12 protein-coding genes are annotated in these 16822 nt (G+C 51.5%); 5 read left to right on the top strand and 7 right to left on the bottom strand.

Annotated features, from left to right (window positions below):
- Positions 1 to 21 precede the first annotated feature (21 nt).
- Positions 22 to 3048: a TonB-dependent receptor gene (locus J2Y43_RS21985; RefSeq protein WP_309987374.1), complete on the bottom strand. Its 3027-nt coding sequence runs from the start codon at positions 3046 to 3048 to the stop codon at positions 22 to 24.
- A gap of 340 nt (positions 3049 to 3388) precedes the next feature.
- On the opposite strand from J2Y43_RS21985, the gene J2Y43_RS21980 reads away from it, so the two are divergent.
- The 3 genes from J2Y43_RS21980 (at position 3389) to J2Y43_RS21970 (ending at position 5129) form a co-directional block, all read left to right on the top strand.
- Positions 3389 to 4555: a substrate-binding domain-containing protein gene (locus J2Y43_RS21980; RefSeq protein ID WP_309987377.1), complete on the top strand. Its 1167-nt coding sequence runs from the start codon at positions 3389 to 3391 to the stop codon at positions 4553 to 4555.
- 113 nt (positions 4556 to 4668) lie between these two features.
- Entirely contained in the window at positions 4669 to 4878 is a 210-nt protein-coding gene (locus J2Y43_RS21975) for a hypothetical protein (protein WP_309987381.1), read from the top strand.
- Positions 4878 to 5129 (top strand): Txe/YoeB family addiction module toxin, encoded by a 252-nt coding sequence (locus J2Y43_RS21970; RefSeq protein WP_309987927.1) that lies wholly within the window; start codon positions 4878 to 4880, stop codon positions 5127 to 5129. The genes J2Y43_RS21975 and J2Y43_RS21970 overlap by 1 nt, the downstream gene beginning before the upstream one ends.
- Before the next feature lie 100 nt (positions 5130 to 5229).
- Here J2Y43_RS21970 and J2Y43_RS21965 read toward each other — a convergent pair whose 3' ends face one another.
- The 5 genes from J2Y43_RS21965 to J2Y43_RS21945 all read right to left on the bottom strand — a co-directional run bounded on the left by J2Y43_RS21965 (position 5230) and on the right by J2Y43_RS21945 (position 13462).
- On the bottom strand, positions 5230 to 6180 hold the full coding sequence (locus tag J2Y43_RS21965; protein ID WP_309987385.1) for a sugar phosphate isomerase/epimerase family protein: 951 nt from the start codon (positions 6178 to 6180) through the stop codon (positions 5230 to 5232).
- A gap of 43 nt (positions 6181 to 6223) precedes the next feature.
- Positions 6224 to 7888: a RagB/SusD family nutrient uptake outer membrane protein gene (locus J2Y43_RS21960; RefSeq protein ID WP_309987388.1), complete on the bottom strand. Its 1665-nt coding sequence runs from the start codon at positions 7886 to 7888 to the stop codon at positions 6224 to 6226.
- Positions 7889 to 7935: 47 nt separating this feature from the next.
- Entirely contained in the window at positions 7936 to 11514 is a 3579-nt protein-coding gene (locus J2Y43_RS21955) for a TonB-dependent receptor (protein WP_309987390.1), read from the bottom strand.
- 175 nt (positions 11515 to 11689) lie between these two features.
- Positions 11690 to 12772 carry a FecR family protein gene (locus J2Y43_RS21950; protein ID WP_309987393.1) on the bottom strand — a complete coding sequence of 361 codons (1083 nt, stop codon included), beginning with the start codon at positions 12770 to 12772 and terminating at the stop codon, positions 11690 to 11692.
- A gap of 78 nt (positions 12773 to 12850) precedes the next feature.
- Positions 12851 to 13462 carry a sigma-70 family RNA polymerase sigma factor gene (locus J2Y43_RS21945; RefSeq protein WP_309987396.1) on the bottom strand — a complete coding sequence of 204 codons (612 nt, stop codon included), beginning with the start codon at positions 13460 to 13462 and terminating at the stop codon, positions 12851 to 12853.
- Positions 13463 to 13679: 217 nt separating this feature from the next.
- Between J2Y43_RS21945 and J2Y43_RS21940 the strand changes: the two genes are divergently transcribed.
- Positions 13680 to 14759, top strand: a complete 1080-nt coding sequence (locus J2Y43_RS21940) for a glycoside hydrolase family 76 protein (RefSeq protein WP_309987398.1) — start codon at positions 13680 to 13682, stop codon at positions 14757 to 14759.
- Positions 14760 to 14828: 69 nt separating this feature from the next.
- On the opposite strand, the gene J2Y43_RS21935 is transcribed toward J2Y43_RS21940, so the two are convergent.
- Positions 14829 to 16292, bottom strand: a complete 1464-nt coding sequence (locus tag J2Y43_RS21935) for an alpha-L-fucosidase (protein ID WP_309987401.1) — start codon at positions 16290 to 16292, stop codon at positions 14829 to 14831.
- Between the two features lie 217 nt (positions 16293 to 16509).
- Between J2Y43_RS21935 and J2Y43_RS21930 the strand changes: the two genes are divergently transcribed.
- Positions 16510 to 16797, top strand: coding sequence for a hypothetical protein (locus tag J2Y43_RS21930; RefSeq protein ID WP_309987404.1), 288 nt, complete (start codon positions 16510 to 16512; stop codon positions 16795 to 16797).
- Positions 16798 to 16822: the final 25 nt, after the last annotated feature.

The raw sequence follows: 16822 nt of genomic DNA, 5'->3' as shown, positions 1-16822 counted from the left end.
GGCAAGAGGATTCAGGAATAGTTAGAAAGTAACCTGGATTCCGCCCAGGAACGATTTCGCTTGCGGGTACACGAGGTTGTCGATACCAATGGCTGTGTTTGAACCCGCATAGGTGTTTACCTCGGGATCAAATCCGCTGTAATTCGTGATCGTAAACAGGTTGTTCGCGCTCACATACACGCGAATGCCCTGCACACCCTTGAAGCGCGGGATGGTGTAGCCGAGCGTGATGTTCTTGCAGCGCAGGTAGGAGCCGTCTTCGACTACATAATTGGTGATCGGCAGACGACCACCCTGGAATCCGCTCACGTACTGGTTACTGGCGTTCGTTGGCGACCAGCGGTCTATCACGCCCGCAAGCAGGTTGCGTTGGCCAAGCGGGTTTTCGAATGACAGGCGGCTTGCATTATAAATGTCGTTGCCCTGTGATCCCGACAGGAATGCCGCCAGGTCGAAACCTTTATACGAAAGGTTGGTCGAGAAACCGTAAATGAATTTCGGGTTCGGGTTCCCCGTGATGACCTGATCGGCCGAGGTGATTTGTCCATCACCGTTGATATCCTTCACCTTATGTCCGCCGAGACGTCCGTCATAGCCAGGCAGAATGGTTTCTCCGGTCTGGTTGATGCCATCGAAAACATACGTTTTGAACACGCCCAGCGGTTCCCCCACTTTCAGGAGTGTGTAAGTGGTGATGAAGCGCTCGCTGGTCACGCCGCCGTCAAGGCCCAGCACTTTGTTGCGGTTGATCGTCGTGTTGGCCGAAACATCCCATTTCAACGGACCGTCGAGGATGCGCGCATTCACGGCTAGTTCCAGACCTTTGTTTTGAAGTCCGGCATAATTACCGGTAATGGTTCCGTAACCCGAGCTCAGCGGCAGCGTTTTTACGTACAGCAGGTCGTCGGTTTTCTTGTGGTAAACGTCGGCGATCACGCTGATGCGGTTATTGAGCAAGCTCAGGTCGATCCCAAAATTGCTCTGCTTCGAACGTTCCCAACGGAGGTCCGGGTTGGCAATGCGGGTAGGGTCGATACCTGTTACATAACCGTGGTTGATCATGTAGTTGCTTCCATTAGCGGCCACCGTCGCGAGGGACTGGTAGGGATCAATACCACCCGCATTACCAGTGATACCAAAGCTACCACGGATTTTCAGGTCGGAAATCCAGGTGATGTCTTTCATGAATGGCTCTTCAATGAGGCGATAGGCCGCCGAAATCGCCGGGAACATTCCGTATTTGTGGTTCGCTCCGAACTTGCTGGAACCGTCGACGCGGGCCGTCAGGTCGAGGAAGAATTTATCCTTGAAACCGTAGTTGACACGGGCGAGGTAGGAGTCGAGCCGCTGGCTGTTTCTGAAACTGGTCACTGTACGGGTGAGGGCCAGTTGCATAGCTTCATTCTGCGTGGCGTCGTTCGGGAAGCCCGCAGCGTTCATTAGGTTTTCGTTGTATTGGTCTAATTGTGTCCCGAATACCGCGGTAGCCTTGAAACTATGGTTTTTGCCAAAGTTGGTGGCGTAGGTAAGGATACTTTCGTGGAGCAATGCGAGGCCGTTCACATTCTGCTTCGTGCCGCTGCCCGACGCGTCGGTGAGGTCGCTTTTGTTCACGATCGAGCGGGGCGAATAGAAATTGTAAAGCTCGCCTTTCTGATCGATGTTGAAAGAAGCGCGGTAGGTAAGACCTTTGAACAGGCTGAAATCGCCGTACACATTGGCCAATGTGCGTTTGATTGCTCTTTTGTTCAGGATTTCGATGAAGTTAAGCGGGTTTACCACCTCGCGGTACTGGCCGCCGGCCTGTTCGCCGAATGGAAACAAAGTACCGTCGGCGCGATACGGCTGCAAAGTTGGAGGAGCACCTATGGCTGCACCAAGTACCGAGGTCGTCACCACGCCCGCATTACCAATGTCGGTACTGCCCGTCTGGATACCATCCGCAATGGAGTAGCTGCTCAGGATGCTGGTCCCGACCTTGATATGCTTGCTGATCTGATGGTCCAGGTTAAGGCGGAACGAATAGCGTGTAAAAGCGGAACCGCGCAGCGTACCTTCCTGATCGAAATAATTGAGCGACAATGCAAGCTGGGTCTTTTCATTACCTCCATTGATCGACAATTGGTGGTTCTGGATCGGTGCTTTGCGGAATATCACCTTCTGCCAGTTTACGCCCTCGCCGAGCGAAGCGGGGTTAGGATAATAGTTATTCTTAAATACTTCATTTTCAAGTTGTGCAAACTCCGAAGCATTCAGGGTTTTCAACATTTTATTAACTTTCTGAGAACCGTAATAGCCGTCGTAGGTAACCCGTGTGTTGCCGCTTTTACCACGTTTGGTGGTGATCAGAATCACGCCGTTGGCCGCGCGGGCGCCGTAAATGGCCGAGGCGGAAGCGTCTTTCAATACTTCAACAGACTCAATATCATTAGGGTTAATGGTCGAAAGCGGGCTCACGTCGTTGATGCCGCCGCCATTGGAAATCTGGATACCGTCCACTACGTAAAGTGGTTCCGACGAGCCGTTGATAGAGTTGGTACCACGTATGCGCACGCTCACATTGCCCCCGGGAGAGCCGGTGTTCTGGTTGATCTGTACCCCGGCAATGCGTGATTGAAGGCCCTGTGCAACGTTTGCGACGGGCGTCTGCACGAGGTCGGCCGCCTTGACCGAGGCAATGGAGCCGGTCGTTTCGATCTTGCGCTGGGTTCCGTAACCCACCACCACTACTTCTTCCAGGGCTTTGGTATCGGTTTTCAGCGAAACATCGATGGTCGAGCGGTTCGATACGGCCACTTCCTCTTTCAGATATCCAAGGAATGAGAATACGAGCGTCGCATTACCTGCCACATCGATGTTGTACACACCTTCCGCGTCAGTCAGTGTTCCTTGTTGAGAGCCTTTTACCGTCACGCTGGCACCGGGAATCATTTCGCCCTTCTCGTCGGTCACTTTGCCTTTCACTGTCACGTTCTGTGCGAGCAGCGACTGCGCAATGCCCAGGCACAGGAGGCTGAGCAGGAACAAGTCACGTATTTTTTTCTTCATGTAGGTAATAATTAGGGTTTGATTCAAAATGATAAAATTGAAATAGTACAATTTTCTTGCATTGAAACGGCGTAGGCGACGGCTAGTTGAACTTTTGAATAACCGGGCTGAATTGCGGTTTTTACCTAAATATAGCGACGTGAAGAGGCGACAAGCATGTGGTTTTAGGGCATGAATTTCCGGGAATCGAACAAAAACTATCGGTAACGTTTGCGGAAACGATACCGATATATGGTTTTGCTGATGATTAATAGGAGATTTTTATATTTTTGTGATGTGGGTTGAATGGAAGGCGTGTATAGACATTTGAAGCGGGTAATATTTAAAAAGTACAAGGTTTATGATTCAGTGTGTGAAGTGCGCGCAGGTGGATGGCATTATGAAGGCGGGCTACGTGAGAGGCAAGCAGCGGTACCTGTGCAAATGGTGTAACTACTATTTCACGCATTCGGAAAAGGATGATTCGATTGAATCGCTCGTCAAACGTAAACGGCACCAGACGACCATTATTGACATTGCCAAATCGCTGGGCGTGTCCAACTCGACTGTTTCGCGTGCATTGCACGGGCACGCGGATATCAGCCCGGAGACGCGCCAGGCTGTGCTCGATAAAGCCGCTCAGCTCGATTATCAGCCTAACCAGCTAGCATACAGTTTGGTGAAGAGCCGTACGAATACAATTGGAATGATCGTTCCGGAATTTCAGAACCAGTTTTTTCCGAATGTGATCATCGGAGCCCACGAGGTGCTCACCGAAGCCGGGTATAACCTGACCATCATGCAGAGTAATGAATCGTACCAGGTAGAGATATCGAATACTAAGGCCATGCTGGCGAACCGGATCGACGGGCTGCTCATTTCGCTCACGCAGGAAACCAATAATTTCGATCACCTAAGCCTGTTCGCCAAGCGCGGGATCCCGCTCATTCAGTTTAATCGCGTTTGTGATCAGATCGACGTGCCGAAAGTAGTTGTAAACGATTTTGAGGCGTCATTTAAAGCCGTGGAGCACCTTATCCTCAATGGCTACGAACGCATTGCCCACCTCGGCGGGCCGCTGACGCTGCAGGTTAGCCAGGAACGCCTGCGCGGCTACCGCGCGGCGATGGAAAAATACGGTAAGCGCATTCAGGATCATATGATCATCCAGGGCATGCTCACACAACAGAAAGCCCGCATTTACGGCCAGTACCTCCTCGACCTCGCCGACCGCCCCGACGCGATCTTCGCAGTTAACGATTCTTCGGCCATCGAAATCATGCTGATGGCCATGGAAAAAGGTATTTCTATTCCCGACGAACTCGGAGTGGTCGGTTTCAGCGACAATGCCGAATCCGCCTACATCGGCCCTGGCCTCACCACCGTTCGCCAGCCCACGATGCAGATCGGCCGTACCACCGCAGAATGGATTTTGCAACTGGTGGACGCGGATGAAATTATCGTTAATGAGAAACGGGTTTTGAGTACTGAGCTGGTGGTCAGAGGCTCGTCGAGGCGATGTGGTTAGTTTTCATGCCGAGGCAGCGGCGGATCGTGATGGCGCGCATAGGTTTGGAAATAAAACTGCCAAACCTTAATTTTAAATCAGGTTTTATCTATACACACTCAAATAGGAACGAAATGAAACTCGCTCTCCCATTGAAAAAGCGGCAGTCCATTCTCAATCTCTTCAAATTTCTGAACCGCAACCATGCTTCGAATGCGGATCAGGAAATGGATGCTACTACCTACCTCATGAAAAGCCCGGCTAACCGCACCCGTTTGCTGAAAGCAATGAATGACATCGAAGCCGGAAATAACATTTTTCCCCGCGACCTGGCTGACCTGTGATGCTATCATGGCATCCTGACGCGTGGGAGGATTATGTCGAATGGCAACGGGTTGACCGGAACATTGCAAAACGAATCAACGAATTGATAAAGGAATGTTTGCGGACCCCGTTCGAAGGGAAGGGAAAACCGGAATTGCTGCGCTCGAATTATTCCGGTTACTGGTCTCGGAGGATCACCGAGGAACATCGGCTCGTGTACAAGGTTGGGGATGGATGCATTGTGATTGCGCAATGCAAATACCATTATTGAATTCCATAACTACCGCACCGGCGTTAAAAACAAAAAGTGCCGCCCCAGAGAAGCTGCACTTTATTAACTACAGAATATAATTATGAAAATCTTGAAAGGGCTAACTCAGCGCCTCTCTTAATACTTTCAGGCTTTTAGGCACCGCTGTGGCCGGGTCTTCTTTCCCTTCCATTTCCAGCGATACGTAACCTTTGAAATTCGCTTTTCTTAAAATGCCGGCGATCCGTTTGTAGTCCAGATCGAGGTCGTAATAGTGGCCTCCGCCGTAGTAGGTCTTGGCCTGAACGATCGTCGCGTAGGGCGCCAGGCGTTCGAACTGCGGGTAGGGATCGCCTACGAAATTACCTGTGTCGACATTCATGCCCATCGCCGGGGACGATGCCAGAGGCTTGTAAATTTCAAGCAGGTAATCGATGTTCGACGACAGCCCCCAGTGGTTTTCGATCGCCAGCACAACTCCAGCTTTTTCAGCAGCTACCAGGCATTCCTGCATCGATTCGATACACCATTTTATAGCGTCCTGATCGGTGAAACCCTGGACCGGCGGCTCTTTGCCATCCTTGTAATAGTTGGCATCGCGCTTCACCGTCCGCCAGCTCCCGGTGTTCATCCGGATAGCCGGAATCCCCATTTGGGTCGCAAGGTTAATACATTTTAAGGTATGTTCAATGTCCTTTTTTCGATCTTCCGGCTTCGGCTGTACAAAGCTCTGATGGATAGAGAGAAGCGGAAGCGCCAATCCGTTGTCGAATGCAAGCCTTTTCAGCTTGTTCATATAGGGAACGGTCTCGTTATCCATTTGCCGGTGGAGGATTTCCACGCCATCGAAGCCAAGCCTTGCCGCGTCCTCGATCACTTTGTCGATCGGGTACTTCTGCTCCTGGAAATGCCAGTAGGAGTAGGTTGAGACGGCAATGGGAATCCTGCGTGCTGTGGGTGCAGGGGCTGTTTCCGCTTGTGCAACGTGGCCGGTCATAGCCGCCGCGCCACCGAGTGCGATGGTTTTTAGCCAATCGCGTCGTGAAGTATTATCCTGTTCGTGAGGCATCATTGAGTGATAATTTTTGGATAATAATATTAAAAATTTGTCACATTTATGGATTTTGCTTCAAAACGTTCGCACCCATGATGTCTATCTGCGCCTGAGGGATGGGGAAATACTCGCTTTTGCCCTTCACGAAAGTTGCGCCGGCCAGGTAAGTACGTTTCTTGCTTTCCTTGGTCAGGTATGCATTCAGAACTACGTCGGCATTGCCCCAGCGTACGAGGTCGAAGTGCCGGTGGCCCTCCATGGCGAGTTCCAGGCGACGCTCGAAACGTACCGCTTTTCGCGCATATTCCTGGTTAGTAAATGCAGGATAGGGCTTCACAAGGTAGTTCGCGGCAGGTTTGTTCGCGGCATCGAGTACCACCACGTTGGCGGCGCGGGTACGTACCTGGTTCACGAGTTTCAGTGCGGTAGCGAGGTCGTTATCTTCTACGGCCACCTCGGCGCGCATCAGCAGGACGTCGCCCAGGCGGATGGCACGGTAGTTGTTCGCATTGGCGCGGGGCGATTCGGCACCGGCATTTTCACCACTATAAGCGAAGAACTTTTTGAAAGTATAAGGCCCGCCGAAGCTCTGGTCGCGGATCCAGTTTTTACCCGGGTGAACGCCCCAGTTCAGGAACGGTAATCCGCGACGGCCCACAGTCCAGTCGAGGCGCGGGTCCAGGGTACCTTCGTACGGTGTAAATGCATCGGTAGAGGAAAGTCCTTCGTCATTTTTCACATCCGTGTCATTAAAAGTGTCCAGCAATGGAAGCCCGCTGGCGTCCGTCTTGAATGCATTCACGAGGTTTTGGGTAGGCTGGAAGAACCCGCAGCAACCGCCGGGGGCCGAGCCGTAAGGGAAGTTGTAGTTATCTCCCCAGCTTCCATTCTGGCCTGCGCCGCCATCGGCAACCGACATTTGCACTTCGAAAATGGATTCCGAGTTATTTTCCGTGGTAATGCGGAAGTTGTCGTGAAAGCTGTTCACGAGCGAGAACGGCCCATTGTTGATCACGTCGTCGAGCAATGGCTTGGCGGCCTGGTAGTCCTGCTGATACATATGCACTTTGGCCAGGAATGCCTTGGCCGTCCATTTGCTCGCGCGGCCTACCTGCGCTTTGGTAGGCGACACATTGTCGATCGCGAACTGGATATCCGCTTCGATGTTCGGCCAGATATCCTTGTCGTTGGGCAGGTTGATGTAGTCCGTGACCGTCTCATCCACATAAGGCACCATATTCCAAAGTTTTTTCGCTTCGAAATGGTACCAGGCACGCAGGAAGCGGGCTTCGCCGAGGGCCTGCGCTTTTTCGGCGGCCGTCATGTCCGTAGCCTTGGCGATGAGGTTAATCACGTTGTTCGAACGCGAAACGCCGTCGTAAACAGCCACCCATTTGTCGTTGTAAGCTCCAATGTCGGCCTGGGCAATGTATCGTTCGATGGTCGTAATCTGCGCCTGGTCGCCCACGTCGCTACCTTTGTACGCATCGTCGGATGCGACGGAGCCATAAATCCAGTTACTGACCGATGACGTATTTACCGGCCCGGCGCCCACGCCGTCGAGCAAGCTGTATGCGCCGATCAATACCGCGTTGACGCCGGTTTTATTCGCAAGCATGGCCTCGTTGCCCACGCCCAGCGGCGTGGTTTCGAGAAAACTGTCCCCGCAGGAGGTGAGTACTCCCACGCAGACCATCGCTGTTAATGCTAATACGCTCTTTTTCATATTGATAATGAGAATGATGCCGTGTTAATGATTTTTATTAAGCCAAATTAGAACCCGAAGTTGATACCGATCTGGTACATCTTTGAGTTGGGATAATTACCCTGATCCACACCCAGAACCGTGCTGCCCGGCGTCGAGCCTACCGAGGTCACCTCCGGATCGATGCCGCTGTATTTGGTGATCGTGAAGAGGTTTTGCGCCTGCAAATACACGCGTGCGCTCTCGAAACCGATTTTGGACAACATGCCGGCAGGCAATGTGTAGCCTAGCGTCAGGTTTTTCATACGGAGGTAAGAACCGTCTTCGATGAAATAGCTCGAAGGCTGTTGGCTGCGGCTGTCGTTGGCATCGAGGATTGGCAATACGGCATCCGGGTTTTCGGGAGTCCACGAGTCGTTGAGCATGCGGAGGCTGCGGTTACCGGCCTGGTTGTTGAAATCCACCCAGCGTTTCACCATGTTGATGATCTGGTTGCCCTTTACGCCCTGGAAGAATGCCGAGAGGTCGAAGTTTTTGTAGCCCATATTCAGGTTAATGCCGTACGTGAAATCGGGGTGGGGATTGCCCAGGAACTTGCGGTCGCTGTCGGTAATGGTGCCGCTTCCATCGGTATCGTGGTATTTGTATTTACCCACAGCTGCATAACCCGGATATTTCGGTCCGTTGTCCACTTCACCCTGGTTCTGGTAAATGCCGTCGATTTGCAGGCCGTAGAATGAATAGAGCGGCATACCAGCTACCGAGCGCGTCCAGGTGTAGCTGCGGATCGAAGGCCCGAGGAGCACAGCGGTAGCGCTGTTGTTCAGCTTTTTGACTTCGTTTTTATAGGTAGAGAAATTGACACCCACGGAGTAAGTAAGATCGCCGTTCAACGCTTTGTTGTGAAAGTCGATGCCGAGGTCGATACCCTTGTTGTTCATTTCGCCCACATTCACGAAAGGAATGGTGGCCACGCCCTGTGTTGCCGGCAATGCAACTTGATACAGCATGTCGGAAGTAGTACGGTTGTACAAATCGAGGTTCAGGCCGAACATCCCTTTCAGGAAAGTAGCGTCGATACCCACGTTGGTCTGCGTGGTGGTTTCCCATTTCGCATTCTGGTTACCGAACGCCTCGGTGTCGAAGCCCGGCTGTACCGCATTGTTCGATCCGTCGATCGCATACGACGACTGGCTCAGGCTCGAACGGTAGGTGCTGAAACCATTGTAGTTTCCAATTTCCTGGTTACCGGTCTGTCCCCAACCTGCGCGCAGTTTCAAATCGTCCAGCCAAGAAATGCTCTTCATGAAGCCCTCCTCCGACAGGCGCCATCCCGCGCTGAACGCCGGGAATGTACCATAGCGGTTGTTTTGTCCGAAGCGCGAAGAGCCATCGCGGCGTACGGTAGCTTCCAGCAGGTAGCGGTCTTTGAATGCGTAGTTAACCTTTCCGAAAATCGAGAACAAAGCCCATTCGTAACCTGCGCCGGTGTTGGCAATGCCCGCGGTTCCGGAGTTGAGGTACATATATAAGGGATCTTCTGAGAAGAAGGTCGTACGCGTTCCGGAGAAATCGCGGCCGGTACCTTTAATCGCCTCGGTACCCGCCAGCACGCTGATTTTGTGCGAGGTGCCCAGGTTTTTGGTATAATTCAATGTATTCGACCACGTCCAGTTAACGTCGTACGCATTGCCATTGGTCATCGCATTCGCTGCCTCGATTTCCGCTTCTTCGAGGTCGAGCAGGGTATAGCTCACGCGGTTGGCATTAATGAAGTCAATACCAATGCTCGATTTGGCGGTGAGATCTTTCAGGATGTCCACTTCGAGGTATGCATTACCGAATGCACGCAATGTGTTGGTCTGGTTGTTGCGGCTTCTCCATAGCTGGGCAACAGGGTTGGTGGCAGGCCCCAGACCGGCAGCGCGGGTAGCCGCGAAATTGCCCATAATGTCGTACACCGGAATGATCGACGGAATGCGGTAACCGTTACCGATCGGGTTGCCGTCCTGGTTGTTGGTACTGCTGGCTGTGCCGTTCGCATTGTAATAGCCTTTGTTTTCAGTATAGCTCAATTCGAGGTTTTCCCCGAGGCGAATACGTTTTTTGAAAGTAAACTCGGTATTTGAGCGGATCGAGTAGCGATCGAATGAGGTGTGGATCAATACACCATCCTGTTTGAAATAGTTGAGCGCAATGGCGTACCGGCCATTTTCCGTACCGCCATTGGCACCGATATTGTATTCCTGAATGGCAGCCGGGCGCAGAATTTCCTTGTGCCAGTCGGTACCTTCCTTGTTAGCCTTTACGATCTGGTAAAATCCGGTGCGGTTGTAGTTGTAAAGCGAAGGGTCTGTCTTGGGATCGCCCTCAAAAAGGCCGTAGCTGGAACCTGCCAGAATGTAGTCGGGTACTACCGCGGTAGGGCCATTGCCGTATTGCTGGTGTGATGGGTTGCCGTTGGTCAGCACGCCTGCATTCTTCCGCTGCGTCCACAACAGGTCGCCGAATTGCTGCGGGTCTTTGATCAGGCCAAGGTCCACTTTGCCGGTCTGGAAACCTGCACGGGAGTTGAATGTAAATCTGGGAGCACCTACTTTTCCTTTTTTGGTGGTAATGATAATCACCCCGTTGGCGGCACGTGAGCCGTAAATCGAAGCGGAAGAAGCATCTTTCAACACCTGCATCGACTCGATATTGTTGGGGTTAATGCTGTTCAGGCCGCCTTTGGTAGGCACGCCGTCGATGACGTAAAGCGGGTCGTTATTGTTGATCGTACCAAAGCCGCGGATACGGACGGTCGCTTCGCCACCCGGCGTGTTGTTGGAAGTAACGGTCACACCCGCCACGCGTCCCTGTAATTGCTGCGCCACGTTCGGAGCCGCTACTTTGGTAAGTTCGGTAGCGTCAACGGTCGATACCGCGCCGGTAATATCGCGTTTCGATTGAGACGAATAACCCGTCACCACCACCTCGCTCAGTGATTTGATGTCGGATTGAAGCGTAACTTCCACCATTGTTTTATTGGCAATATCAATCTCCTGCGTGAGGAAGCCGATGGACGAAACCACCAGCGTGGTGCTGCCGTCGGGAACGGTCAGGGAAAATCCGCCGTCGGCATCGGTAGTGGTACCTACGGACGAGCTGCCTTTGAGGACGATCGTGGCGCCGGGAATGGTGCCGCCCGTCGCGTCTTTTACGGTACCCCTAACCTGAAAATCAATAGACTGGATCGTTTTGACGGACGTCCCCGCACCTTCCGGCAAATTGGAGGCCGGTTTGGAAGGAGCTCTTTTCAACAAAATCTGCTTACCCGAAACTTCATAGGAAACCTGCAACGGTGTCAGGAAGTTATCGAGAATGGATTCCAGCTTCTCCTCGCGGGCGCTGAAAGTGACCTTGCGCTGTGAGCGGATGAGCTCCGGACTGTACATGAAATGCACGCCGGAGAGCTTGCCGATCTGTTCCAGGGCCGCACCGATTTTCTGCTCGCGGATGTTGATCGTCAGGCGACGGTTGAGTACCTCCTGCCCGAAGCCGTCGAATGCCACAGCGAACTCGGAGAACCCGATGATGATGAACAATTGTATGAGGCTGATTCTCATAATTTTGAGCAGGTAACTCTGCCGGTAAAAGGTTTTTTTCATACTTTTGTCTGTTTTGTAGGTTTAAAAAAATCGGCAAAATAATTCCCGTGTCCCCATACAGGGACCTTCTTAGCGCCAGCACAGAAAGAGGGGATTTCATTCGGGTGAATGATGTTGGTAGCATCGTTCACCTTTTGTTGTTTTTATCCAAATAGTCCGGTTTTGAAGTGAATAATCAGTTGCATGGGTTTCCTGTAATGGTGATACTGTCTTCGGTAATGGTGTATTTTGCTTCGAGGATGGTACAGAGCCATTTCAGCTTGTTTTCAAGCGGCTCGTCGCCGAGCGTCGCCGTAATGCTGCAATGCGCCAGACTGTTCCGGTCGAATACCATGTTCACGCCATAGGCTTTCGCAAGTGCGTCGAAAACTGCTGCCGCAGGTGTTTCTGAATAGTTAAATTCTTGGTTTTCAATAGGGATGTTCAGCAAGACGGGGCTTTTAAGCGCCGATCGGACGAACTTCGCATGTGAGCGCTCGAACGTAGCTTGCTGGTTGCAGGTGAGCAGGAGGGTCGGGGAGGCCCGCTCGCTGAAAACGGATACCTTCCCGGTTTTGACGGCAACGGTAATCTCCTTTTCGTCGGCAATGGCCTTGATACTGAAACTGGTACCGTGCACTTTGGCGACCAGTTCTTCTGCGTACACAAAAAACGGCTGTTCAGGATTCTTGGTTACTTCAAAAAACGCCTCGCCCGTCAAGTACACTTCGCGCTTTTGACCCGTGAATGCCCGGGGATATTTGAGGGTGCTGTTGCGGTGCAGCACCACGGAGCTGCCATCGGGAAGCTGCACATATTTGAACGGTCGTTCCATATTGGCTACTTCTTTCAATGCATTTGCAGGCGGGCTTGTCTGTACCACTTTCGGGGCCGGATGTGCATGGTGGTAAATGCGGAATAATGCAAAGCCAAGCCCGGCGACGATCAGCAGGCTCGCCGCCACGTTCCATCCCGAGAGGAAGACAGGGAAAAACGAATCTTTTTTCCTGCTGTTCTCCAATTGCTCCTGCCGTTTTGCGGCTTGCAATGCGTCGCTGACTTTACTTTGGATGTATTCCTCTGTCAGATGTTCGTCGCGTACAGGTATGGCACGCACGATTTCCACAGCTTGGCGAAGAATAGCCTGCCCGTCTTCATGCTCCGCCGCCCATTTCTGCCACACGGCTCCGTCTTCGGCACATCTGCCCTCCGCCCAGCATCTGAACGTAGGATTTTCGAGCAGGGATTGCAGTAAATGGCCGGGCTGGTCGTGAAGCATGGGATAATGTGCTTTTTATACATTATCCGTTCATTTTGTCGAAATACTCGGTGGGGGCTGAAAATTTTTTAAATTAAATCAGAGCCAGGAGGAAATTTGGCAGAATGAGCAAAGAATAACCGAAATGGAAGGAGGCGTGCGCCAGAGCCCGCGCAGATTGGATAATGCCCGCTGGATGATGTTGCTTACCGACTGTGCATTGATTGCCAGGAGCCCGGCGATTTCCTCCGGCATCAGGTTTTGAAAAAAACGCAGGTAAATGACTTCCTGCTGCCGCGCCGGCAGTTGGTGGATCGCCGTATGGACTTGTCTTTTCAACGCCAGATCGTTTTCGCGGCCAATCCAACGCTCTTCGCTCGAAAATTCGGATAGCAGATGATCGCATTCGTCCGTCAGTCCGGTTTCCCCGGACAGCGGTTTGAGGGTTTTCAGCATCCGGTGGCGGAAAGCCTTGATAAGGTAAAACTTCACCGAAGGAGTCTCATTGATAGTGGCACGATGCAGCCACAAATGTACCAGTAGGTCCTGGATCACATCTTCGATCAGCTGCATATTATGCGTGAACCGCTGGCCATACTGGAAAAGCGTCCGGTAATAGCGCCTAGCAAGCTCCGTATATGCGTGCTCGTCCCCACCACGGAACGAATTCCAGAGCACGGCATCGTCGGTATGTTTGCCAAATGCAGTCAAGAAAGTTAGCCAGGTTAATGGGGGGATTTAACCAAAAGTAGGGGATGTGAACTGTATATGAAATAGTGTTTTGTATATTATTAGAATAACCAAATTTTATTATTCTATTTTACTAAAATACCGTTAACTATAATTTTGAAGCCGGCGATTTAAGGAGGATCTTTCAAGTAGAGAACCTCGCAGAAGCTCCTTCTACTCAAAAAAATCGAAACTCTTTATGAAAAGTATGTACACGACGGCACTGGTTTTGCTCGGCATGGCGCGCTTCGACCCCGCCGTATCCCAGTCGGCCACACCCGATTACAAATCGCGCCGCGGGCAGATTCTCTACAACATCGAAGGCGTATTTTATGAATCGTCGACGGGCCTTTTTGTTGAAACGAATGGCAAGAATGAAAAGCCGCATTCGTATCTGTGGCCGCTTTGTGCTTTGCTCCAAGCCGCGACCGAATCGGAGGCAGTGAGCCCGGGCAAGCAATACATGAAGCCGGTTTTGGGAGCCATTAAGCAATACTATAATACGAGCGCACCTGCTCCGGGTTACCAGGCGTATGTGACGAGCGAACAAAAGGACTCGCGTTTTTACGACGATAACCAATGGATCGCGATTGCGTGTCTGGATGCGTACAACCGCACGGGTGAGAAGGACTACCTGAGCATCGCCGAGGAAATTTATAGGTTCATGATGACCGGCTATGACGACAAGGCGGGCGGAGGCCTCTACTGGAAAGAGGATGAGAAGAATACGAAAAATACCTGCTCGAATGGCCCCGGAATACTCGTGGCGCTGCAATTATACCAGATCAAAAAAGAGCCCGAGTATCTCAAAACGGCGATCAGCCTTTACGATTGGACCAAAAAGAACCTGCGCGCAAGCGATGGTACCTATTATGACGCCATTAAAGTGCCGTCGTTGAAAATCGATTCAGCCAAATACTCTTATAATACCGGCACAATGCTGCAATCGGCCGTTTTACTGCATAATATCACCGGCAAAAAGGAATATCTCGACGAGGCAAAGGCGTTGGCCGAAGGCTCCAAAAAGTATTTTTACAAGAATAACAGGCTACCGGACAACTATTGGTTTAATGTAGTGCTGCTGCGCGGTTTTGAAGAGCTGCACAAAATCGATCCGCAAGCCGGCGACTTTCAAATCTTCATCGCCGATGCCGAGCGGATTTGGAAAGACGAGCGCGACGGCAAAAACCTGTTGGGCCGCAAACCGGTAAAAACGCTCATCGATCAAGGCGCAATGCTGGAAATGTACGCACGTTTGGAGCGGCTTGCTGCAAAGTAATATAAGGTTTTAAATGCAAAAAGGGCCGAAACTTGATGGTTTCGCCCCTTTTTGCATTCGTTTTAGCTGCTATTCAGTATCCTTATAAACCCCAAACTCGCTGATCGCAATGCTAACCGGCGATTTGGTGATACGGAGACGCACTTTGTTGGAAGTGATAGGTACGTCGAGTTTAGCAATGCGCTTTGCGCCCACGCTGGTTCCTTTGTACACTTCCTTCCATTCGTTTCCGATCCAGGCATCAACGGCGAATTCTTCGATACGCTGGCCCAGTTTGATGTATTCCTGTAAACTGATGATGTCGAACACGATCGGCTGGTTCATTTCGATCACCACTTCCGGCGTTTTGAAATCGTCGTCGGTTGCCCAATAGGTATCCGGTTTGCCGTCGAGGAGGTTTTTAGCGCTGTAAACGGAGTTGTAACCACGCACATTCACCGCTTTCGAGGACGCTCTCCCGATGAGGTTTGTCGCGAAAGTGTTTTTAACGTGGTCGCCGAAGGTTTTGAGGGCTGCGACGTCGTCGTTATGTAGCTGGCCGCGGGTATCAGGGGCAAGACCGAGGTCGAGGGCCGCGCCGCGTCCTACACTTTTCAGGTAGAGATCAAACAGCTTCTCGGGCGTTTTAGGCTTTTCGTTGGCGTGGTAGAACCAGCCTTTGCGCAATGGCACATCGCATTCGGCCGGGATCCAGAATTTCCCGCCGCGGGTTCCGCCCGGGTTTTCGGTCGCATTCGCCTGGCCTGGTACCGCTACGTTCTGGCCTTCGGATGGCTTCGGCGTCAATGTCGCCCATGAGGTTGGGTTCACGCTGCCGTCCTCGTTACCTGCCCAGCGCACGTCCCAGCCGATATCGCTGAAAATATTCGCGTTCGGTTGCAGTTTGCGGGTGTAGTTGGTCCAGGTAGAATCCCACTGGTAATAGGTAGTGTTATCGATTGAACGCTTCTCTCTCGCGCCGCCATAGTATCCGTCGCCGCCATTTGCGCCGTCGTGCCACGACATAAACAGGTCGCCGTAGTTGGTGTACAACTCACGGAGCTGCTCGCGGTAAATCTTAATGTATTCTGGCGTGCCGTACTTGGCATTATTGCGGTCCCAGGGCGAGCAATATACCCCGAATTTCAGCCCGTGCTTGCGCGCTGCATCCGCCACCTCACGTACGAGGTCGCCCTTGCCGTCGCGGAACGGGCTTTTGGTGATATTATAATCGGTCGTTTTGGTCGGCCAGAGGCAGAAGCCGTCGTGGTGTTTTGCCACAAGGACAATACCGCGGAGCCCGCCGGCTTTGGCGGCTTGTACGATCTGGTCGGCATTGAAATCGCTTGGATTGAAAGTTTTGGGATCTGCATCGCCGTAGCCCCACTCCTTATTTTCGAAGGTGGTAGGCGTGAAGTGCATGATACCGTAAACTTCGGTTTCGTGCCATGCGATCTGACGCGCTGCCGGCAATGCGCCGTAAGGTTTTGGAGGTGTTTGTGCAAAAGCGATCGACGCCGTCAGGCAGAGGAGACCGGATATTTTTTTGATCATTTGAAAAGGTGTTTCTGATGATACAGATAGGGGTGATGCAAATCGAAAGTGAAGATCGTTTTTTTAAGAGAGTTCACAAATTTTTTGCTCATGTTCCTCTCTGTTCACCACAGGCTCATTAATAGGTATTGGTTGAAAAATTGATAATGCATAACAAAATTCATAATTTTAATTTAGAAAATTGAAATATCAACTTCCTGTTAAATCATAGATCGTTATGGTAAATATCGTTGAGAACTATATCGCTTTGAAAAAGAATATGGCGGCTTTGATCAATAAATCGGGTTACAAAAACGCTTACCTGGCCGAACAGATTGGTATTCCGGCGCCGACGTTCAGTGTCAAGAAACAACGTGGCAATTGGAGCGAAACCGAAATGCTGCAAATTCTATCCATTATCGAAAACGAAAAGCTGAATGACTATTTCATGCTTGAACTAATGCGTTCAGAAAAGGACGAACCCAGGTTTCCGGTCTCTGACCTGAAAAAGGAAATGGGATGGTAATACTTTATGTCAACAGGTTCAAAAA

It is taken from the genome of Dyadobacter sp. BE31, from assembly GCF_031457695.1.
Classification (GTDB): Bacteria; Bacteroidota; Bacteroidia; order Cytophagales; family Spirosomataceae; genus Dyadobacter.
The sequence above is the reverse complement of the archived record's forward strand: the minus strand, read 5'-3'. Positions and strand labels throughout refer to the sequence as shown.